The organism is Spongiactinospora rosea (assembly GCF_003315795.1).
In the GTDB taxonomy this organism is placed as follows: Bacteria; Actinomycetota; Actinomycetes; order Streptosporangiales; family Streptosporangiaceae; genus Spongiactinospora; species Spongiactinospora rosea.
The window spans coordinates 167,134-188,624 of the sequence record NZ_QMEY01000003.1; the positions used below are offsets into that span (position 1 = coordinate 167,134).

Annotated in this window: 12 protein-coding genes; 3 read left to right on the top strand and 9 right to left on the bottom strand. The window is 67.6% G+C overall.

Translation table 11 applies throughout. From position 1 onward, the window contains the following. Positions 1-10: 10 nt before the first annotated feature. The 4 genes from DP939_RS09470 to DP939_RS09485 all read right to left on the bottom strand — a co-directional run bounded on the left by DP939_RS09470 (position 11) and on the right by DP939_RS09485 (position 4,210). Positions 11-862 (bottom strand): carbohydrate ABC transporter permease, encoded by an 852-nt coding sequence (locus DP939_RS09470; RefSeq protein ID WP_199565063.1) that lies wholly within the window; start codon positions 860-862, stop codon positions 11-13. Beyond that, complete coding sequence (locus DP939_RS09475) at positions 859-1,791, bottom strand: carbohydrate ABC transporter permease (protein ID WP_113980254.1); 933 nt, start codon at positions 1,789-1,791, stop codon at positions 859-861. Before DP939_RS09475 ends, DP939_RS09470 begins: the two co-directional genes overlap by 4 nt. Continuing rightward, positions 1,788-3,149: an ABC transporter substrate-binding protein gene (locus tag DP939_RS09480; RefSeq protein ID WP_113980255.1), complete on the bottom strand. Its 1,362-nt coding sequence runs from the start codon at positions 3,147-3,149 to the stop codon at positions 1,788-1,790. The genes DP939_RS09475 and DP939_RS09480 overlap by 4 nt, the downstream gene beginning before the upstream one ends. Before the next feature lie 89 nt (positions 3,150-3,238). Beyond that, a complete protein-coding gene (locus DP939_RS09485) occupies positions 3,239-4,210 on the bottom strand; it encodes a LacI family DNA-binding transcriptional regulator (RefSeq protein WP_113980256.1) in 972 nt (323 codons plus the stop codon). 156 nt (positions 4,211-4,366) lie between these two features. On the opposite strand from DP939_RS09485, the gene DP939_RS09490 reads away from it, so the two are divergent. Together DP939_RS09490 and DP939_RS09495 are read left to right on the top strand one after the other, a co-directional pair. After that, positions 4,367-5,509, top strand: a complete 1,143-nt coding sequence (locus DP939_RS09490) for a mandelate racemase/muconate lactonizing enzyme family protein (protein WP_113980257.1) — start codon at positions 4,367-4,369, stop codon at positions 5,507-5,509. A gap of 194 nt (positions 5,510-5,703) precedes the next feature. Further along, positions 5,704-8,331 (top strand): DUF262 domain-containing protein, encoded by a 2,628-nt coding sequence (locus DP939_RS09495; RefSeq protein WP_147267939.1) that lies wholly within the window; start codon positions 5,704-5,706, stop codon positions 8,329-8,331. Positions 8,332-8,504: 173 nt separating this feature from the next. On the opposite strand, the gene DP939_RS09500 is transcribed toward DP939_RS09495, so the two are convergent. From DP939_RS09500 to DP939_RS09515, 4 genes are read right to left on the bottom strand one after another with little or no spacing between them, the layout of a single operon-like run. Next, the gene (locus DP939_RS09500) at positions 8,505-11,450 is read right to left on the bottom strand and encodes a pPIWI_RE module domain-containing protein (RefSeq protein ID WP_113980259.1); all 2,946 of its coding nucleotides are present in this window, start codon (positions 11,448-11,450) and stop codon (positions 8,505-8,507) included. A 7-nt stretch (positions 11,451-11,457) separates the two neighbouring features. Further along, a complete protein-coding gene (locus DP939_RS09505; protein WP_113980260.1) occupies positions 11,458-15,030 on the bottom strand; it encodes a pPIWI_RE_Z domain-containing protein in 3,573 nt (1,190 codons plus the stop codon). Continuing rightward, positions 15,023-16,171 carry a pPIWI_RE_Y domain-containing protein gene (locus tag DP939_RS09510; protein ID WP_113980261.1) on the bottom strand — a complete coding sequence of 383 codons (1,149 nt, stop codon included), beginning with the start codon at positions 16,169-16,171 and terminating at the stop codon, positions 15,023-15,025. Before DP939_RS09510 ends, DP939_RS09505 begins: the two co-directional genes overlap by 8 nt. Next, positions 16,168-17,784 (bottom strand): PD-(D/E)XK nuclease family protein, encoded by a 1,617-nt coding sequence (locus DP939_RS09515; protein WP_158578521.1) that lies wholly within the window; start codon positions 17,782-17,784, stop codon positions 16,168-16,170. Before DP939_RS09515 ends, DP939_RS09510 begins: the two co-directional genes overlap by 4 nt. Positions 17,785-17,855: 71 nt before the next feature. Here DP939_RS09515 and DP939_RS09520 point away from each other — a divergent pair, with 71 nt between their 5' ends. Beyond that, the gene (locus tag DP939_RS09520) at positions 17,856-19,373 is read left to right on the top strand and encodes a serine/threonine protein kinase (protein ID WP_158578522.1); all 1,518 of its coding nucleotides are present in this window, start codon (positions 17,856-17,858) and stop codon (positions 19,371-19,373) included. Here DP939_RS09520 and DP939_RS09525 read toward each other — a convergent pair. Next, complete coding sequence (locus tag DP939_RS09525) at positions 19,339-21,345, bottom strand: N-6 DNA methylase (RefSeq protein ID WP_199565064.1); 2,007 nt, start codon at positions 21,343-21,345, stop codon at positions 19,339-19,341. The genes DP939_RS09520 and DP939_RS09525 overlap by 35 nt on opposite strands. Positions 21,346-21,491: the final 146 nt, after the last annotated feature.

A 21,491-nucleotide genomic window follows, 5' to 3' on the forward strand; every position in this document is an offset into this window, starting at 1 on the left:
TCATGAAATGTCAGCCCTTGAGGCCGGTGAAGCCGAGCCCGGCCACGATGTGCTTCTGGAACACCAGGAACACCACCACGGGAGGCGCGAGCGCCATCGCCATCGCGGCGATCAGCTCGTCCTGCGGGGCCTGCTCGGCCAGATTGGCCAGGGCCACGCTGATCGGCTGCTTTTCGGGGTCGGTGATGGCCACCAGCGGCCAGATGAAGTCCTTCCAGCTGTGCATGACGGCCAGCAGGCTGATCACGGCCAGGATCGGCCGGCTCATCGGCAGCACGATCCTGGTCAGCAACTGCCAGGTGTTCGCCCCGTCCACCCGGGCCGCGGCGAACAGCTCGGCGGGCAGCGCGTCGAAGAACCGCTTGGCCAGCAGCACGTTGAACGCGTACGCCCCGGACGGCAGCCAGACCGCCCAGTACGAGTCCACCAGCCCCAGGTCGATGACGGTCAGGAACAGGCTGGTCATCGAGACCGTGTAGGGCACGAACATGGTGGCCAGGATCGCGCCGTAGACGTACTTGCCGAACCACGGCCGCAGCACCGACAGCGCGAACCCCGCCGTGATCGCCACGACGAGCTGCACCGCCCACGAACCGCCCACCACCTGCACGGTGTTGAGCAGGTAGTGGCCGATGCCGAGGTCGTCCCAGGCGGTGGCGAAGTTCTCCGGCCGCGGGTCGGCGGGCCACAGGGCGAGCGGCTTCGCGATCAGGTCGGCGCTCGGCGACATGGCGCCCTTGATCGTCATGAAGATCGGGCCGAGCCCGATCACCACCAGGAAGGCCAGCGTGAGCGCCTGGACGCTGCGCAGCCCGGCCCGTACGGCCGGGCGGCGCTCCTCGACGCGGGAGATCAGGCTCATGACGCGCTCCAGCTCCTGGTGGCCCGCAGGTACACCGCCGACAGCAGGCCCAGCGCCACCGCCAGCAGGAACGACAGCGCCGCCGCCTGGCCGTAGGCGCCGTCCTGGAAGGCGTACCTGAAGATCAGCAACAGCACGGTGAGCGTGGCGTTCTCCGGGCCGCCGCCGGTGAAGACGTACGGTTCGGTGAAGACCTGCATGGTGTTGATGAGCTGCATGAGCAGCAGCAGGCCGACCACCGGGCGGAGCTGGGGCAGGGTGATGTGCCACACGCGCGTCCAGATCGAGGCCCCGTCCATCTGGGCGGCCTCGTACAGCTCGGACGGCACGCCCACGATCGCGGCCAGGTAGATCAGCACCGCGCCGCCCATGCCCGCCCAGGTGGACTGCAGGACCAGGCTGACCATCGCGGTGTCCGGCGAGTCCAGCCACGGGTACGGGCCCAGCCCGGCCAGGCCGAGCAGCCCGTTGAACAGGCCGTGCCCCGGGTCGTAGAACCACTTCCAGAGCAGGATCGCCACCACCGGCGGCACCACCACGGGCAGGTACACCAGGAAGCGGAACAGGCCCGCGCCACGGCGCACGGTGGACAGCACCACGGCCAGCACCAGCGGCGCGGGGAAGCCGATCAGCAGCGCCAGCCCGACGAACACCAGCGTGTTGACCACGGCCTTGCCCAGCAGCGGATCGGCGAACAGCGCGCCGAAGTTGGCGAGGCCCACCCAGGTGGCCGGATCGACCAGATTCGTCTCCTGGAAGCCGATCAGCAGTCCCCTGACGATCGGCCACCAGGAGAACACCCCGAACACCACCAGCGCGGGGATCAGGAACACCAGCGCGGTCAGCGTGTGACGGCCCTTCCCGGCCGTGCGCTTCGAGTGGTCCAGGGGCTTCGCGGCGATGGCGGGGCCGGCGGGGACGGCACTCACTTGCGGGCCGCCGCGAGCTTGGCGTTGACGTCGGTCTCCGCCTTGGCCAGCAGCTCGTCCACCGAGGCGTCCTTGTTGGTGAGCACCGCCTGGACCACGGTGTCGAGCACCGAGTACACCTGCTGGGCCAGTACGGCGGGCTCGGGGCGCAGGGTCAGCGCGGGGGTGCCCTCAAGCCAGGGGCGGAAGTGTTCGAGCTTGACGTTCACGTACGGCTTGATCGCCTCGTCGATCTTGGTCTGCTGCGCGGCGTCGAACATCGGCAGCGTGGGCACCCCCACCGCCGACTCGGGGTCGGCGGCCAGCTCCTTGGCCCGCTGGGCGGCGGCGGCCGGGTCGTACTGCGGCTCGGCGTAGGCGAACAGCAGCCACTTCACCGCCGCGGCGGCCTTCTCCGCGGTCGCCGACTTGGGCACCAGGTAGACGTCACCGCCGGTCAGCGTGGCGTTGCCGCCGGCCTGGGGGAGCGGGCCGATGCCGAACGCGTCGGTGTTCTCCATCCCGTACGTCATCTTGGCCAGCCGGTAGGTGCCCGGCGTGCCCATGTACATCCCGATCTCGCCCGCGGCGAACCGCTTGATCACGTCGTTCTGGTCGTTGAGCTGGGAGTCGCCCATGGAGTCGTCCGTCCAGCGCATCTCCTTGAGCAGGGTGAGCGCCTGCTTCACCGGGGCGGTGTTGAAGGCGGCGACGTGCTTGCCGCCCTCCTCGCGCTGGACCTCGCCGCCGTGCGTGTAGGCGAGCATGGTGAGCTGCCAGCCGCCCTGGTTGCTCTTCGACTCGTGCACGAAGCCCGCCTTGCCGGTCTCGGCGGCGATGGCCTTGGCCGCGGTACGAACCTCGGCCCAGGTCGTGGGCGGCTTGTCGGGGTCGAGCCCGGCCTTGGTGAACAGGTCGCGGTTGTAGACCAGGCCCTGTGCGAAGGGGGCCTGCGGGACGCCGTACACCTCACCGGACGCGTCGCTGAGCGGGCGCAGCACCTGCGGATTGAACTCCTTGTAGTGCGTCCACGCCGACAACTCCTTGGTCAGCGGCCTGACCTGCTTTCTGGCGATGAGGCCCTGCGGCTCGGTCAGCGGGACCTTGATCACCTCTTCGACCTTGCCGCCCGCCAGCTTGGCCGAGAACGTCAGCGGGTCGAACACCGTGGTCGAGCCCTGCACCTTGATCCCGGGATTTTGCCGCTCGAAGTCCGCCACCATCTTCTTGAACTGCTCCAGGCCCGGTTTGTCCGTGGCGGGCGGCATGCCCTGGACCCGGATCACGACGGTTTCGGGCCCGCCGGAGGAGGGGGAACCGCATCCGGCCAGCGCCGCGGTGAGTACGGCGCAGCCGAGGAGGCCGGCGGTCAGCTTCATGATGACTCCTGTGGTGGAGGTGGCGCAGGTCGAGATGGCGGCAGGGCGCGACGGCCGTACCGGGGTTTCGTGGAGGGGGAGAAGGGGGCTCAGCCTGGGGCGGGGCCCGTGGAGGCTCGGGGGATCAGGCGCGAGCCGATCTCGGCGGACCGCGCCTCCCCCCTGCCGGTGATGGTATCGATGAGCAGGTCGGCGGCCCGGGTGGCGACCTCGTCGGCGGAGATCCTGATCGTGGTGAGCGACGGGGTGGAGGTGGCGGCGAGCAGCGTGTCGTCTATGCCGATCACGCTCACCTGGCCGGGCACCGCCACGCCGAGCTTGGCGAACTGGTGCAGTACGCCGACCGCCACCAGGTCGTTGTGCGCGAGCACCGCCGTCGCGTCGCCGGCCGCGACGAGCGTGGCCGCGTGCACGCCGGTCTCGAAGCCGGGGTCGTAGGGCCCCAGCTCGGTCAGCGTCAGGTCGTGGGCCTCGAAGACCTGCCTGATGGACTTGCCGCGGCCGTGCTCGCCGTGTTCGGCGTTGACGAAGACGCACCGGGTGTGCCCGTACGCCTTGAGGTGCTCGGCGGCCTGCGCGATCCCCTGCGACAGCGAGATGCGCAGCTCCGGCAGCCCTTCGACGTGCCGGTTGACCAGGACGGTGGGCATCTCCGCGCCCAGCTCGCGCAGCCTTTCCGCGGGCAGCGTGGAGGCCCACAGGATCAGGCCGTCCACCTGCTTGGACACCGCGGCGATGGTCTCCAGCTCGTCGTACTCGCGCTCGTCGGTGTCGGCGGCCAGCACGGTGTAGCCGAGCCGCCGGGCGCGGGCCTGCATCGCCTTGAAGATCGGCGGGAAGAACGGGTTGGCTATGTCGGGGATGATCAGCCCGAGCGAGCCCGTCCTGCCGCCGCGCAGCGAACGGGCGGCCGGGTTGGGCGAGTAGCCCAGCTCGGCCGCCACCTCACGGACGCGCTTGAGGGTCTGCGGCTGTACCTGATCCGGCGCGGTGAACGCGCGGGAGACCGTCGAGACGGACACCCCGGCCGCGCTCGCCACCTGCTTGATCGTTACCGCCACCGCGTCCGCCCTTCCGTGTCATTGGTAGAGAGGATGGTTGCAAACGTTCCCGGAACGCGTCAAGAGTGTCCGTACCTGACCTACCCAACTCCCGGCTGCTCTGCCATGATGCGGTGCTGAGTGTTTGCGGGATCGTTTTCATGAGGAGTTGGGTGAATGAAGATCACCGGCTGGGAACTGCTCACCCTGCCCGATCACGGCGACAGCATGATGCTGCTGGTCATCGACACCGACGAGGGGCTGTACGGCCTCGGTGAGGTCGGCATCCGGTCCAGGCAGAAGGCCGTGGCCGGGGGCATCGAGCACCTGGGCGAACTCCTGATCGGCGAGGACCCGGCCAGGATCGAGCACCTGTGGCAGGTGATGTTCCGGCGCGGGTTCTTCCCGGCCGACCGGTTCCTTTCGGCCGCCATCGCCGCGGTGGACGTCGCCCTGTGGGACATCCGCGGCAAGGCCCTCGGCGTGCCGGTGTACGAGCTGTTCGGGGGGCGGGTGCGCGAGCACGTACCGGCGTACACCCACCTGGGCGACGACTACCACGACGTGGAGGCGTTCCTGGACAAGGCGCGCGGCCTGGTCGCCGAGGGCTGGCGGCACCTGCGCTTCGCCGTGCCGCACGAACCGGACGGCGTGCTCGACCAGCGGGCGGCCATGCGGGCCGGGATCTCGCTGTTCCACCGGATGCGGGAGGCGGTGGGCGAGGAGGTGGAACTGATCCTGGACGTCCACACCCGGCTCGACCCGCCGGAGGCCGTCACGCTGTGCCGGGAGATCGAACCCGCCCGGCCGTACTTCGTGGAGGACCCGCTGCGCAGCGAGAACCTGGACGCCTACCGCGCACTCCGGGCCCGCACGGCGGTACCGCTGGCGGCGGGCGAGCAGTTCGGCTCCAAGTGGGAGTTCCAGCGCCTGGTCGAACCGGACCTGATCGACTACGCCCGCGTGGACGTGGGCGTCGCGGCCGGCCTCACCGAGGCCAGGAAGATCGCCGCGATGTGCGAGACCCACTACATCAGGCTCGCCACCCACAACCCCCTCGGCCCGGTGACCGCGGCCTCCTCACTCCACCTCAACCTCGCCACCCCGAACGCCGCCGTCCAGGAACACCAGGCCCACCCCGAACCCGCCATCGACGCCCTCTTCACCGCCCGCCCGACGATCAGAGCCGGCCGCGTCGAACCCCCGACCCTCCCCGGCCTCGGCGTCACCATCGACCGCGCCGCGGCCCGCCACCACCAGGCCACCGCCGCCGAACGCCCCCACCTCCGCACCCGCGACGGCGCCTTCACCAACTGGTGACCAACGACAGGGGAAGCGCTTGTCAGGGGTGGTATGGGTCGTGAATTCAAGTCGGATCACGATTCGATTCGATTGGCTGCGGCCGTATCGTTAAGTGTTGTTTTGTAATGTGTGCCGCCCGGTGTTGTGGTCGCGGGAGTGACCAACCGGTAGCCCTGCCACCTTTGCCGAATGGTCGATATGCGTAATATGATGTGATCGTCGCAGCAGGTCAGGCCTTGCGGCTACCCGTCAGTGCGCCGTACCTTGGTGCTTCTTTGGGAAGCATCGAACGCTCGGGCGATGAACGGGACGGTATGAAAGCGAACGAAACCACCCTTCGTAAGCTAATTCAGGGGGACCAGCAGTTACTGGTCCCCCTCTACCAGCGTCAATACACCTGGGAACGCCCGCAGCTCACTCAGTTATGGTCCGACATCACTGCCCAGGTCGACGTGCTGGCCGAGCACCGGCAAGATGCACCCAGCCACTTCCTGGGATCGGTGGTCCTCGCTCCGGGGCCGGAACTGGCGCCGAGCCGGTCCCAATGGATCATTGTGGATGGTCAGCAACGCCTCACCACCCTGATGCTCGCACTATGTGCGATCCGGGACCATCTGGTGGCCGAAGATCCCACGGCTCTGGAACGAATCAACGAGCTGCACCTGATCAACAAGTTCCAGCAGGGGGAACTACGCTACCGGCTCCTGCCCACCCAGGCAGACCGAACCGCCTTCAAGGCGTGCGTGGATGGCGCCATTGACGGAAAGTCCGACAGCCTGGTCGGTAACGCTTACCAGTTCTTCCGCGGGATGCTGAGGGAGTTCGACGATCCGGCCGATCCGCATGACATCGCACGTGTGGAGTCGGTGCTGCTGGATCGGCTGAATCTCGTGCAGATCCTTGTGGAAAGGGATGACAACGCGTTCCGGATCTTCGAGTCGATCAACAACACGGGCATGCGGCTAAGCCAAGTGGATCTGATCCGCAACTATGTATTCATGTGTCTGCCCACTCGTGGTCAGCACGTCTACGACGAATACTGGAAACCGATTCAGGACCTGCTGGACGCCAAGGCGATGGAACAACTGATGTATCTGGTCCTGGTCCTGAAAGAAGGAGGCGAGGCCCAATATAATGCCGTCTACCGTGGGCATCAGCGGCTACTATTGACGCTATCCGGGAGTGAGAGCCGCATCGAGGAGTATGCTCAGGACCTTTATCGGCGTGCTCGTCATCTCAAGCAGATTCTCTTTCCGGCCGACGATCTGCCGTTCGCGGAGCGATTGCGCTTCCTCAAGGAATGGCAGGCCTCGACAGTGTACCCGCTGGTGATGCGCCTACTGGAGTTTCGGGAGGACGACCACATCGGCGACGAGGAGCTGAACGAAGCGCTGGCCTATGTCGAAAGCTTCCTCGTCCGTCGCCTGATCGCTGGGGTCACCACCGGAAACCTCAACCGCATCTTCCAACGCCTCGCTGTGCAACTGGCGGCCGAAGAGGAGGTGCCACAAGCGATACGGGTGGCGCTCTCTCCGGCAAGGCTGTACTGGCCTTCGGACGCACAGCTTCGCGAGGAGGTTCGCAGCCGCGCCTTTTATTGGCAGGGCCGTACGGTTCAGCAGAAGCTGGTCCTGCGGCGCATCGAAGAGTCGTTGGGCAGCAAGGAGCGGGTGGACCTCGCTGACAAACGCATCACGATCGAGCATGTCCTGCCTCAGTCCATGACCGCCGACTGGCTGAGCGAGCTTGCCACTGGAGGAGACGATGCCGACCTCTTGCATCGCCAGCTTGTTCACACGTTGGGCAACCTTACGCTCAGTGGCTACAATTCCGAGCTGAGTAATAATTCCTTCGCTGCCAAGCGTGAACAGCTCGGACACAGCGGGTTGGTCATGAACCAGGAGATCGCCGCCTGTGAGCGCTGGGGCAAGGCCGAGATCCTGACCCGTTCCGACCGGCTCGCGGATCGGGTGATCGCGATCTGGCCCGGGCCGGAGGAGTCCGGCTGGGGCAGTTCAGCATCCCGCGACTGGACGCTGCTGCACAGCGCGGTGGCAGCGCTGCCGGCCGCCACCTGGACCTCTTACTCGGACCTCGCCGAGTTGATCGGCTCACATCCTGTTCCCGTCGGCGTGCACCTGGCGAGCGTTCCGGTGCTCAACGCGCACCGGGTACTCACCAGATCCGGGCAGGTGTCCGACAGTTTCCGGTGGGCCGATCCTGACGATGATCGAGACGTGTACGAAGTGCTGCGCGCGGAAGGGCTGATCTTCGATGAGGCCGGACGCGCCTCTGCGGACCAGCACATCAGCGTCCGCGAAATCGCTGAATTGCTAGGCCTGCCCATCGTTGCGGATCTGGCTGAGACGGAGACCACCGGTGATGAGTCCCTCTCGCCACAAGCGATGACGACGCTGGAGCAGCGTTTCATGAATCAACTCAACGAGCAGAGCGGGCCTCAGGCAGCAGGCGCAGTTCAGCGGCTGCTGGAGCACTGGCGCTCACGGGGCGGCGAGGTCCAGTACGGCACCTCCGCCAATGCCTCCTGCGCGCCGGTCATCAAGGTCGGCGGGCGGTTGCTGTACGCGATGCGCTTCTATCCCAAGACCACCGAGATTCCTTTCGGACTCCTGCGCAACCGCAAGCCGTTCAACGACCCGGCACTGCGAGAGGAGCTTCGGCAGCGGCTCAACGATGCACCCGGCGTGGACATCCCGGTCGCCAAGCTGGAGCTGTATCCCCCGATCAAGAACACCCTGCTGGCGAGCATCGCTGTGTACGACGTGGTCGTTGCGGTGCTCGATTGGTTCATGGCCAAGGTGACCGTATCGGAGGATTAGGAGGGGCGACCAATGCGTGCCCCGAGTCTCGGGGCGGTGAGGCACCAGATCAAGAACTCTCGAAGGGCTCCAGCCGACCGAGTGCTGATGGACGAGCTCACCCGGCGGAGCATCCTCCGCCGGGCGAGCGGAACAGCTGGCAGGCGCCGATGACCAGGCTGCCAGCCTGTGCCTCACACGTCAGGAGGTGACGCTTGCCGATCCTCCTCGGGATCGGGCTCCGTGAAGAGTCCTGCTCCCAGGGCCGGGGCGCCGTCACTCGCAGGAATCATGTCGGCATCAGTGGGCTGCGGATCCTCGACAGCGGAAGCCTCATCCTCGACCTCCTCCGCGAGCGTCGGCAGGACGTATTCTTGGCCAAGTTCCGCCAAATGCAGCGGCAGAGGCAGAGCGAGGGCCTGAGGGTAGTCCGGTGGCTGGCGCAGCTGGTGTACGGCGAGCGCCAGCGTTTCCGGATCGTCACCGTCGTCTTGGTGGCATCCGAGAACGGCGATTTCCACCAGCCCGGGGTTCCAGCCGGGGATGTTAGTGTCAATTCTGGTATGACCCTTGTGCTCGCCGACGCGACGGGGGGCCAGTTTGTCGGCCTCAATGGCCGAGGTCCTGAACTGTGCCGGCTTGGGCGTGGTGCTGTAGAAGACGCGGCTCGCCCCGGCACACTGCGGTACCCACAGGTGTGATGGCAGTCCGTTCGCCTCGTCTTTCGGGTTGACGCCCCACCACTGAGGGGTCTCCCGGCCCTGCACGGTTCGCACACGGACGAGCCGCAGGTTCGGGTGCAGCCGCCGAGCCGGCGCGTGGCCGTCGCGGATGCGGTCTGCTTCCACTTGGCCGTCCTGAAGCCACGTCCAGTGCGAGCGGGCGTTCTGCCCGTGGGCGAGGAGCAGTGTGGGAGCGCCACGCAGGGAACGAAGCATCTTCTGCAGCCACTCCTCCGTGTCGCGCCGCTGCTTGTCCATGGCGCGGTAGTAGCCGCCCGGCTCGCCGTTCTCAGCACCGGGCACGGTGACCTCCGCAAGTCGCGTCAGCTTCAGCAGCAGCGCGGGGTATGGGATCCACGCATTCGCCTCGGGGTCCCAACCCTGGACAGTGGCGATTCCGCTGCCTGATCCCTGTGGTGTCACGAGCACGGCGATCGGGACGTACGCCGCCCATCGATTGCGTGCCGTGCGATTCTTCCTGACGAGCCAGACCGCGGCGTATCGTAGTCCGACGGGCAAGTTCTCACCAAGGCCATGCTCGGGGTGCACACGAATGCCGAGCTGCCGCAGGCCATCGTCCCAGGCCATGGAAACGCGGTGATCGAGGGTTTTCACCGAGTCGTATCGCCCAGCCTTCTTGGGCACCGTCACGAACTGGGTGAGCGCGCCGGCGTCCGCGAAGCCGAGCCTGAGCGCGAACTTGGGGTCGTGGTCGCCAGTCTCGAAGTCGGCCCTGCGGTCGAGTTCCACCAGTGCCAACGTGGGAGCCGTGCCTGTGATGTCGTCGGCGAGCCAGGAGCGGGCGCTGGTACGCCGGTCACGGACGGCCGCGCCGATCGCCGAGGAGGTACGGGGCCTCCCCTTCGGCGGGAGGGCAAGCCCTTCGCCGAGGCCGGCCGTCAGTTTGACGCAGTGCAGCCGCACGGTGAGCTCGGCGGACTGCCACTCAAGGGTCACCGGATCGGCGGGGCGTGCGGCCTCGTACTGCGCCTCGCTGAAGACGCCGCTCTCACCTTTCAATCCAAGTCGTTCGACGAGTCCCGTGACCGCTGCCTCGCGTAGTTCACAGGTTTGCCAGAGAAGCCGTGCTTCCAGTGTGGGAAGCGTCCCCGGATCGGCCTTTGGGGTCAGCGAGGACATCGCAAAGGCCGCGCCTACCCGCCGTTCCTCTGCCCTGCGGGCGTCTTCTGCAGGCTTGTCCTCCTTCTTCACACCGGTGGGAGGAGCGTTGAGGGGTTTCGCGGACCTCACTCGCCGCGTGCGAACCAATGTGGAAGTCGCCCGCACCTCGGGGGGAAGGGCCTGCTCGGCCCACTCGGTGAGCTCAGAACGCTGATGCGACATGAGGCCCGCCTTGACCTGGTGGCCGCCCATGGCCGTGCTGTACACGATGCCCGCACGCAGCCCCTGGTCCAGCCACTTCTCAGGCTGGGAGAGGATGTCGTCCGCACCGGGGAAGGGCTCGGCCAGCGAGATCCCGCGAAGGATGCCGGTCGGTCCGCCGTTCACCCAGCCGGTGGTCCACTCTCCTCGCTCCTTGTTCCAGCGTCTTTCCACCTTGGCCAGCGCGTAGCGCTCACTGAGCGGGGCGCCCGGCAGGTACGGTGTTCGCGGCCGCAACAGCACCGTCGTCCTGCGCCGATACGGCAGGTGGACCATACCGGTCGCCGAGCTCACCCTCGTCGCCCAGCGGCGGATACCGAAGTGCAGGTGAAAACGGGGGAGAGGGTCGAAGGGAACGGTGTGCAGGGTGATGTTGAGAACGACCGAATACCACCAGGTACGTGCGCCGGACTGGGACGGAAGCGGTTGAGAGACCAGTTCGGCGCCCTTGTCGCGAGGGCCGCGGGGCACGGCGCGGAAATGGAGCCGACCGGCGGCGTGCTCGTACGGACCGAGGGCCAGGACGCGTCTTGCCAGCCAGTCGGTGCTGAGCGGGAATTGGTGCGCAAGGGGTGCGGCCGTGCCGCCGATCAAAGTCGTGGGGCATTGGAGCAACTCGGCTTCGACCGGTTCCCAGATGGGTGGGGATGCCGACAGCTCGGCGCGGACGCCCTTGAGGAAGGCGCGGTGTTCCGGCTCCGGCCGTAGGTCTCCCAGCCAGCGGTCCAGCAGCGCACGAAAGACAGGGGCAGGAAGCGGGTCCACGACTTCCGCGGGCACGTACAGCCAGTGCTCCGACGGGCGGGGCAACGCCAGGAGGTCGGGGGCGAAGGCCTGGATCACCTGCTCGAAGCGGTAGGTGGGCACCGTGCGGTAGGGCTCGGTTTCCTCGGGACGCCCCAGGTTGCAAAGCGCGAGGATCGCGTCGCGCCAGTTCTCGGGGAAACGCAGTGCGCGGTAGCGGCCCACCATGGTGGCATCCGGCGAGACGGGTTGCCAGGAGGAGGTGCGGATGGAGTCGTAGTTGACGGGCACGGTGTCCTCAGCGGTGGTGTTCGAGGTTGGACAGGGCGTTGTACAGCGGTTGGTAGAGCAGCCGGGCGAGGGCCGCGTCCGCCGGGTCCGGGAATGCCAAAGAGTCGGCGTCGGCGTCGAAGTAGGGAGTGAGGATGGAGCGGAGGGCTGTGAGGAGGCCGTCCTCAAGGGGGACCGGGCCCGTGGCGCCGGGAGACAGCGCGCGGGCCGTCTCCGGGGCGAAACTGGCATCGACGAAGACGACCCGGGCAGGCACTCCGCCCCGTACAAGCCGGCCGATGACCTGCCACATGGTGACGAGCTGGTCCCAGGCGAACGCCCGTTTCTCCCAGGGCGACAGCCGCGAAAAGATGTAGCGCCGGGACAACAGGCGACGCCATTCCTGCCGCGCCTCGTGGCGGAAGTCGAGCCCGGCCCTGTCGAGTCCGGCGGCCTTTGCCACAAGCTCGCCGAACGTGGCCGGACCCGTGCGGTTGTCAGGCCGCCTCTGGTTCCGGACGAAACGGCACACCCAGTCGTTCACGGCGAAGATCGCCAGTGCCAGGTCGTCGGGACGGGGGTGCGGTCGGGCCAGGAACAGTACGGTGCCGAAAGCCGCGTTGCGCTCGGAGTTGAGGATGTTGTGCCCACGCTCGACCGCCAGCAGGGGCGCCACCAGCAGTTCGGCATCGTGGTCCTCGGCGAACATGGCGAGGTCGCCCCGCCGCAAAGTGGTGGCGTGCTCAGCGATCGCTGGTTCCGTGCCGCGTACGGACTGGTCGAGGTCGGCGTCGTCGGCGGCCAGGACCCGTACCCTGCCCCGCCAGCGGTCCAGCCCGTGCAGCGTGTCGGCGACGGCGTTCGCCTCCCTGTAGCTACCGACGAGCAGGATCGCCCGGCGCCGGTTGTCGTCCCCGACGAGGGCCAGCTCTTCCTCCAGCGGGCTCGCTCCGCCACCTCGTCCGGGGCTGCCCAGGCGCATGGCGAGAGCCCTGGCGGCCACTGGCCGGACCTTGGGGGCGGTGCCGGACAGCCTCATGGGTGTTCCGTCGGCGTCATAGAGGAAACGCGTGGCGAACCGCGATTTTCCCACCGCGTCGAGCGAGCGTTCCGACGGCATGAGCACGGCGCCCACGGGGGCCAGGACGTGGGCGCGGGTCGAAGCTCCGGCCCAGCTGGTGCCCGACATGAGCACCACGTGCGGTCCAGGGCGCCCCTGCCCCGGGTCCGCACCCAGCTCGTGGAGGGAGAGAAGCAGTTCCCGGCCCACGCCCGCACACCGGAAGAAGCGCAGGGTGCCGCTGTTGTTGCCGTCTTCGTCGCGTTCCCGCTCGTCCGGGAGGTATTGGAAGCCGAGGACGTTGCCCATTGGGGCCTCGGGGATGAGCGGTGCGTAGTCGAGCGGCGGGCGCCTGGCCAGCTCGTTGCCAGTGGAGTCCAGCCGGAGGGCGGCCTCGACCTGGGGCCAGAGGAACGTCAGGCGCTCCAGCCGCTGGTGGAGAGCCGACAGCATGAGCAGGAACTCAAGCCGCCTGCAGGTCAGGTCGCGCCACGTGTCGCCTCGCGTGGAGGCAGGTGTCCCCTCGATCAGCTTGTCGAGCAGAGCCTTGACACGGGCGCGGGTACGGGCCGTGTTGAGGGTGTGCAGGAGGTCGCGCGTGGTGTCGATCAGGTCATCGGTGCTGGTGCCGTACGGGCCGGAGCCGCCCAGCGGATCGTCGCGGAAGGCGTCCAGGAGCTCAGTGAGCTGTGAACGGAGAGGGTCCCGGAAGCTCTGGCTCTCGTCGGCGTCGGGTGAATCGTCGTCGTAGGGCTCGTAAAGCTGACGTTCGTCATGCACGCCTTCGGAGCCCGCGTGCTGCTCGTCGAACCAGTCCCCGAGCAGCTTCTCCTGCAGGGTCCACGGGCTGAAGTACTCGATGTCCGCCCAGTCGCGCAGTTCCTCTTCCGAGATGAGCAGCCGGTAGAGCCGGTCGGTTGCGGCGGTGACAACGGTCAGCGCCGAGTTCCACCGCTCGATGTCCTGGTCCGTGAGGGGCAGTCGGCCGCGCCGCGAGAGCTCCTCGATCTTGTGGGTGTGCAATTGGTCGAGCCAGGAGTCGGGATCCGGGCGGACGAGTGTCGCCGAGGGGGCGAAGATCTCGTCCAGCTTCATCTGGACCGAGTCGGCCTCGTCGACGATGACGATGTCGCTGAGCAGGCAGGCGAGTTCGAGATAGCGCAACCGCTCTTCGTTGAGGTGTTGCGGGACGGCGCTCTGCACGAGGCTCGCCGGGTTGGCGACCCAGATCAGTCCTTCGACGAGGTTGCGCGCCGCGCGGTGACGTGGGCATTTCGCCCACACCGGGCAGCCACGCCGGCTGCCCCGCAGTTCGTCGGCCGGGCGTTTCCGCGCGGCCTCGCCCGGCTGGTACGGCGCAGGCAGAACGATGTCGGAAGTGTGCTGCACTTTCCGCTGCTCCGGGTGGAGAGCAGTGCACGGCGCGTCGGCGTACCGCAGCGGCTGGATGGCTTCCGTGCCCCGCAGCGCGTCGATCACACACGTCGTACTGAGGTCGTCGAAGCCCGCCGCGTCATGGTCGAGAAGGTTGTCCAGACCGCGTGAGGCGAGCCGGCGATGCAGTCGCTGCACATGGGTCTCACGTGTGGTTGGTCCCAGCACTGGGACGGCGGCAAGCTCCAGGTCGTTCAGCAGCTCGCAGAGTCGCAGCTGCTCGGCGACGTCGCCGACGACGAGGGTGACGCGCAGATTTCGCCGGGCGGCCCAGACCGCGACGAGCGTCATCAGCGTGCTCTTGCCCGCACCCACCATGCCGGCCAGATGCATGAGCCCGTTGAGGTGAATATCGTCCCGTTCGCTGAAGTTCCGGCCGTCGGCACCACGAGGCGCGAACCGCAGCTCGTTGGTGCGCCCCTCCCAGTTACCGGGCCGCTCCACGCCCAGCTCCCTTTCCCGCTCATCCATCCAGACGGCCGTGGCGAGCAGCGCGGAGCGCTTGATCGTCAGCGGGGCACCTCCGCCAGGACGTCCCTGCGCGAGGTCGTGACCGGGGATGGGATCGAAGATCAGCGCCTCGGGGATGGTGACGGACGTGGGACGGCGGCGGTCCATGAATCCGCTGCGCCCCGCAGGGGCGAGGGGAAGCGGCTTGCGTGCGTGTTGTGGCAGCCGGGCGAGCGCGTCGTCGTAGACCGTGACGCGGTCGAACGCGATCGTCGGGGTCAGCTGGAAGGCGGGGCCGCCGTCCTCAGAAACGTCGTAGGCGCGCAACCTCGTGGGCACCTGGCGGTACAGGTCCAGCGCCTGGTGCCAGGCGCGGCGTCGGCGCAGCGTCCAGAGCAGGTGCCGGGCGGCGATGAGCATCGTGTCGTGCTCAGCCGTGCGGGCCAGCCCGGCCGCGCGGGCGAAGGGGTAGCCACCGAGCAGCGTGTATACGCCTTCGGCAGGCTCTTCCGGGGCCAGTCGCTGCAGGAGCCGCAGGGCCAGTTCGACCTGGCACAGGTGGGCCGGTTTCATGCCTTGCAGCGCTACGGTCAGGCCGCTCCAGACCTGGCTGAGTTCGCGGCTGACCGGTCGATGCCAGCTTTCGCGGTCACGCACGAGTGTCGCCCTTCTGCCTGCGGAGCCGGGCCCTGGCCCGTCCGATCAGGTCTGTGTCGGAGAGGAGAGGCAGGTCGCGGGCCTGAGAGGGGCGGTTCCGCTCGTACACGGAGATGTAGTCGCGCCTGGCGGCGACCCGGTGGTGGGGTACGACCCAGAACGCCTCGTCGTACGGCGGCTCCTGCGGCACCGGGCGTGCAGAACGGCCGAGAAACAGCGGGTTGGCCCAGTCCTTCACGTCGATGGCCCAGCGGTGACCGTCGGGAAAGGTGACGAGCAGGTCGTAGGCGTCATAGCCTGGCCACATCCGCACGGCTGGCCCCAATGCCGTCAACTCCTTCTGCAGAGCCGCCTCGGCACGCCCAGGCCCGGTGACGAACTGCCGCACCGGCCGCTCGACCTGGTGCACCTCGCCCATCTCCGCCGGGCGCAGCCGTCTGCCCAGGGGCGCCGGTCCCTGGCGGCGGCAGCGGTCGCGCTCGCACCACCACTCCCCGTCATGGATGGGGATGAGCAGTGTCAGACAGCGCCCACAGCAGACGTAATCACCGTCGTACCGATAGCTGTCGGGAACCGGCAGGTAAATGCGCCGGATCAATTCGTGGACCGGCTCCAGGACCAGGTCGTTGAGGACCTCGAAGCTCTCCGGCGCGGTCAGGACAGGGCGCTTGACGAGCAGCTCGCGGAAGGCGCTGTAAGCCTCCTCCTCCCCGAACGCTCGGCACAGGCGAAAAGCGGTGTGAAGGATCTCGCGGTCGCGGAAGGCCAGCGCGCTGTCGCGGGTGCGCTCGGCCCACTCGTGGCAGAGCTCGGTCGGCCGCCCGGAGTCCGCGTCCAGCAGCCGGTCCTCCTGGCCGATCGCGTCCGCAGGCAGGTCCACCGGCCAGTCGGCGAGGGGCACTTCCTTGCACCAGGACACGAGTTCGGTGAGGCTCGCCGGGGGCGTGGCCTCCCTGAGCAGACAGGCGAGGACCGTGCGGTCCAGCGCCCGCTGGGCCTCCGGCGGGTAGGGCAGGGTGAACGCGTCGAGACCGGTCTGCGCGTCGAGCGCGAGCATGGCGCCGGCCAGCGTACGGACCAGCGGAATGCCTTGGTGGGCGGCCCATTCCACGGCGGCGTCAGGCAGCGTGTCGGTGGTCATCGGGCTTCTCCTGAAGCGGTGCACCAACGGCGGGCTTCGCAATCAGCACAGTGGTCGCCGGGGGTAGGGGTGTAGGTCTCGTCGCTCGCCCATCCGGCGGCGAGTCCAGCGACGATCTCGTCTGCCTCGTCGCGGATCGCCTGGTCAAACGGATCGAACTCCTCGCAAACCGACCCGTTCTCCCGAAGAATCTCCAGCTCGATACGTGAGCGGCGGGGATCGCCGCCGGGGACGCCGGCCGCCATCAGTAAGACGGCCAGTGCAAGCTGCGGATATTCGCGGAGCAGGGAACGGCCTTCCCAGGTACGCCGCGACGCGGTCTTCGTCTCACGCCACACCCAGCCGCCCGCTTCGGTGTAGAGCAGGTCAGGATCGGCGATGACGACCGCATCCACGACAGGGTCGTAGGCGGCCAGACGCCACTGCGCGCGGACGAGTTCACCCTCCGGAAGCTCGTCGAGCGGGCAGAAGGCGCGGTGCTCTTTCACCATGCGGACAGCGGAGCCCAACTCGTCCTCTGCCAGGCCCGGCAGTTCCGTGGGCAGTGGCACCTCCCGGCAAGGGATCCGGGAATGTTCGCTGTGCCGGTCGTTGAGCCAGGCGTCGACTGCGCGGCCGCGGCGGATCGCCTCGTTCTCGACCCGGCCGTCCTTGATGTACAGGGTCCGTGTCAGATGGAAGCGCGCCGGGCAGGACTCGTAGGCGCGCAGGTCGCTGATGGAGACGCTGCGCCGCTTGCGTGGACGGCGAGGGGCCGGTACGCCGAGCAGCCCTGGAACTTGGGGAAGAGCCGTGCAGCCGAGTAGTCCTTCACAGGTGGTGCAGTCCGAGCCCGGGCGCAGGGCCTGCCCGTCAAGGATGGCGGCGTACCGCTCCTTGGCGTGTTCCTCGAACTGGCGTACTGCCTCTTCGGCATCCCAATCCGCCAGGACGAGGGGCTTCCCATCGGCGAGGCCGACGCCGATGACGCGAACCCGCTGCGGCTTGACCGCATCGGTCTCGACCTTCCGGTAAGGCTCGCCGAAGGACCCGCGAGCCGGTACTCCGGTCGCCGCGATCGCGGCGGCGCCCGCGATCTCCGCCTCCGCCCGGTTCTCCTTGGCGGAGCCGATGGACGGAATCCAGATTTCCCGCACGGAGCCGTCCCGGGTGGCGTACCTTCGGCACCAGGCGGTGCGCTCGTACTGCATAACCCCTCTCGTGTCCGGTTTGCGCAGCCGACTCAGTCCCACCCATTCAGTGGCCACGGGGAACGTGACCGGGTATCCGGCAGCCTCATGCCGAGCGCGAGCGGCGAGGTAGGCCGGCACGGCTTCGAGCGCCCACGCGCGGTGCACGGGGTGACAGTTGCGGGTGTGCCGGCCGTCCGTCAGCGCGGCCTGCACGCTGCTGCCATGGTGCTCGATCGCGTCGAGCATGCTCTGCACCGGTGCGAAGAAGAAGTCCTGGACGGGCTTCCTACGGGAGCGTTCGGGGGTCTGCGTCAACAGCGGGCGGGCCCGAAGGGCCCTTCCCCAGGCGCAGGCGTCCGCTTCCGAGCGCAGCAAAGGCAGGCCGATCCGGACCACGTCGGATCGGCCGCTGAGGCCGGAAGGCATCGGGTGAGTGCTCACGACAACAGGGAACCGCATCCTGTGAACTTAGTCAAGCGACAGTAAGTCTTCTGTCTTGGTAACGTATGAGCGTGAACACCACGGAGTGGGAGGACGCGATGCGGCCGGGAGACGTTCTCTTCGAGAGGTTCCGGATCGGCGCCGGCCTGAAGACGGGCGGCATGGCACGCGTCTGGCTGGCCGAGGACTTGCACTCGGGGGAGACGGTGGCGGTCAAGGCGCTCGGTCGCGACTACTGGCCCTCTCTGTATGACGTTGATGAGCGGAGTGTCCGCAGCGAAGCGCTCAAGCGCTTCGAGCGCGAGCGGGATCTCCTGGACAAGTTCGCAGGCCCTGGCATCCCGCGGTTGCTCGGCTACGGCTTCTTCCGCGGGGACCCGTGCCTGGTGATGGAGCTGATCTCGGGGAAGAACCTGCGGGACTTCCTCTCCCTCCACCAGCCGCCGCCGATGATCGCGGCCGCCGCGATCGGCGTGCAGATCCTGGAAATCCTCGACAGGATTCACAAGGGCGGTGTCGTGCACCGCGACCTGAAGCCGCAGAACGTGGTACTCGCCAACAGCGGCACCGTGCACATCATCGACTTCGGCATCGCCCTGCCGACCGACCCGCAGGCCACCCGCTACACGCGCCACGGCCACACCCCCGGAAGTACCGGCTACATGGCACCAGAGATCATCCGTGGTGTGAAGAACCCGACCCCTGCTGCGGACCTCTACGGTTTCGGCTGCATGCTGTACGAGTTCGTCACCGCAAAGCAGGTCTTCAGCGAGCTTCCCGACCGCAGCATCGAGGACCAGCACCGCAACGATCTCGCCCCGCGCCTTGACCCCGCGCGGCACCCCGTGGGCGCCGACCTGGCCGAACTGACGGGGGGCCTGCTGCAGAAGGAGGCCGCCGACAGGCCGAGCCTGGCCGACGGGCTGGAGGTGTTGCGCCGCTACCTTCCCCGGCTCGGGGACCCCGCCCCCTCGCCCCGGTTGCACCCGGATCCCACTCTGCCGTTCAGGGAAGGCCGCGAATCACCGCCTGTGCCCGTACCACCGGCGCCCGTGCAGAGGCAGCGTCCTTCTGTGAAGCGCAGGCTCATGCCGAGCCGTCGCGAGTTCGGTGATCTGCTCGAAGCCGCCGAGCGCGAAGTGATGGCGCAGCAGCCTGGCACGCAGACGGAGCGGGTGGCGGCGCAGGCGAGGGAGGTGGAAGCGGCCTGGGGCCCGCGTGAGCGTCTTGTCGTGCGGGCTCAACTGGTCCGTGCGGATCGTGCCAGGCTCGAAGGGGACTGGCCGGGAGCCGGCAGGCTGTACCGCACAGTGGAACGGACGCCTCTCGATGCAAAGGACGTAGACCTTCTCCTGGAAGCCCGCGTCGGCGTCGCCGAATGCCTCGTGCCGGAGAAGGACGACACCGAGGCGGCCTTCACCTTGTGGAAGGCGGTGGTCGTCGACCTTCGAGGCCTGTCCCGCTCGTCCCTCAAAGTGCATTGGCGCTGTCGCGAGTTCGCCGCGGAACTCGCCGAATGGGGCCACCGCGATGAGGTCGAGACGATGCTCGGCTCTATCTCAGCCGTCCGGCGGCCAGAAGTTCCGTGAGTGTCCGGCTCAAGGTCGCACCAACGCCGCCCACATTCGCGATGGCATGTTCAAAACGGACCAGCCGACGATGGATGTCGCCGTATCGGCGCTGCTCACCGATGGGCAGACGAGGTACCAGCAGGCGTCGCGGGTCCACTCGCGATGTGGTGGTGGCGTGTGTACCGGCCTGTCGGGCGTTAAAGTGCGCACGCAGGCAGGCGGCCAGGAACCATGGGTCGAGATGCTCGGTGTCGGGCCGGAGTCGATGGATGTGCGGCCCCAGAACCGTAGGTGCCGCAACATCCACCCATGCGCTGAACTCGGCAGATGGAACGACCACCACCACGTCGTTGGACGATGTCAAGGTGATGCCCTTGTCCCGTTCGAGCTGTTCGACGTCCTCGGCGGTTATCCAGAACTGGGGGGGCTGCCCCTCGCGCAGATCCGCGACGGTGAGCACCGGAACGCCGTCATCTGGCCGCTCACCTCGCCGTATGTATCCGTCCGGGATCGCCTGCCCTGGTGCCAGCGCGAGCGTGCCGGCTTGCTCCAGGTCGGCGACCGCGACGGCGTGGGCATCCGCCACCTCCCGCACCACCTTGAGGTCGCGTAGGACCTTTCCTAGATCCTGAGCTTCTTGGAGGCTTGAGTCGAACTGCCGCCAGGAACGGCGCTGATTGATGACCGATACCGACACGTTGGTGGGCGCATGCCGTGCGGGAGTCAGGTCGGTCTCCTCGCCCAGCAGGTCAAGAACCGGTACTTCGATGCTGCTCTCCCGCGTCTTACCTGCCATCGCGCCGAACACCCGGTCACGGACGGCGTCCCAGTCGACAGCCTGAGCGCCGGCGGCCGACAACGTGGCCCGGCAGTCGGCCGTATCCACCATGAGGAGCGAAGGAGCGGTCCGGCGCTGGGTCGGTGGCTTCAGGATCCACAGGTGCAGGCCGACCCCGAAGGGTGGAGCCGCACCCGGGGGCAGGGCGATGGCAGCTCTGAGCGATCCTGCGCGCAGCATTGCCGCCCTGATGCGACGGCCCGCGCGGCGCGAGGCCACGGCGGGCGGTAGAAGCACGACGGCGACGCCGTCATCGCTCAGCGTGGAGACGATGTGCTGCACCCAGGCGAGCTCGGACTCGGTTCGTGGTGGCAGTCCGAACAGCCATCGTCGATCGGTGGCCAGTTCCGCGTGCCCCCAGTCACGTTCATTGGTGGGCGGATTGCAGAGGATCACATCAGCGGCGGCGACCGGGGATTCGCTTCGCAAGGTGTCGATCGTTCTGAGGTCGATCTCGGGCGCCTCGGCCAGCAGGGACAACCTGGTTCTCGCCAGCATGGCGAGAACGGGATCGCGCTCGTGGCCGAGAAGCCGGTATGCGCCCTTCCAACGCTCCGCGCCGGCCAAGAGCAGTCCGCCGGCACCGCAGGCGGGATCGAGCAGTGTGCTGATTTTGCCCGGTCTAGCGTGAGCTGCCACTTCCGCCATGAACGAGGCGAGTGGAGTCGGTGTGGTGGTGATCTGGCGTATATGCGTGCCGAGCCACCGGTCGAGAAGGTATTGAAAAGTCTCCTGGCCGCCTTCATGCACGGAGAGCTCAAGAGCCTGATCGACCAGATGCTCTTCGCTGGGATCAAGCTCGCGATGAGACGCGTCTCGCAGTCGGGCGCCGAACTCGGCGACGACCCGCCCCATGCGATCACGATCGCCCAGAGCCTCAAAGGCCGGCCAGAGGCGTTCGAGTGAACTGGTGGACGATCCGAGCTTGTCGTGCTCACGCAGCCACTCCTCGACCTGGACCAGGGAGAACTGTGGGCTGGTGTCCGTACCGCTGACGGGCGAGGGGAAGGTGCGATGCCGTCTACGCCAATTGCTGACGGCGGCCCGTCCGACTCCTGCGATTCGCGCGATCTCGGCGAGTGTCACCACGACAGGGCGCTCGCCCATGGATATCAAGCCCTTCCTGAAACCAGCCCGCTCAGGCTCCCACATCTAGCGCGACTCTGTTGACCTAGTTTTCATCATACCCAATCAGTAGGCAGAGTGGCCAGGAAGCTCGTACAAGAGTTCTAGATCTACGGCTGAGCTCGCTGTGAGACGAATGTACTGGGCGCGTCGCTCCACGACACATAGAGCGC

Bases quoted from the DNA above. Each gene is read 5' to 3' on its own strand.
- DP939_RS09470 (WP_199565063.1), bottom strand. From the start codon at position 862: ATGAGCCTGATCTCCCGCGTCGAGGAGCGCCGCCCGGCCGTACGGGCC.
- DP939_RS09510 (WP_113980261.1), bottom strand. From the start codon at position 16,171: ATGACCACCGACACGCTGCCTGACGCCGCCGTGGAATGGGCCGCCCAC.
- DP939_RS09490 (WP_113980257.1), top strand. From the start codon at position 4,367: ATGAAGATCACCGGCTGGGAACTGCTCACCCTGCCCGATCACGGCGAC.
- DP939_RS09480 (WP_113980255.1), bottom strand. From the start codon at position 3,149: ATGAAGCTGACCGCCGGCCTCCTCGGCTGCGCCGTACTCACCGCGGCG.
- DP939_RS09525 (WP_199565064.1), bottom strand. From the start codon at position 21,345: ATGTGGGAGCCTGAGCGGGCTGGTTTCAGGAAGGGCTTGATATCCATG.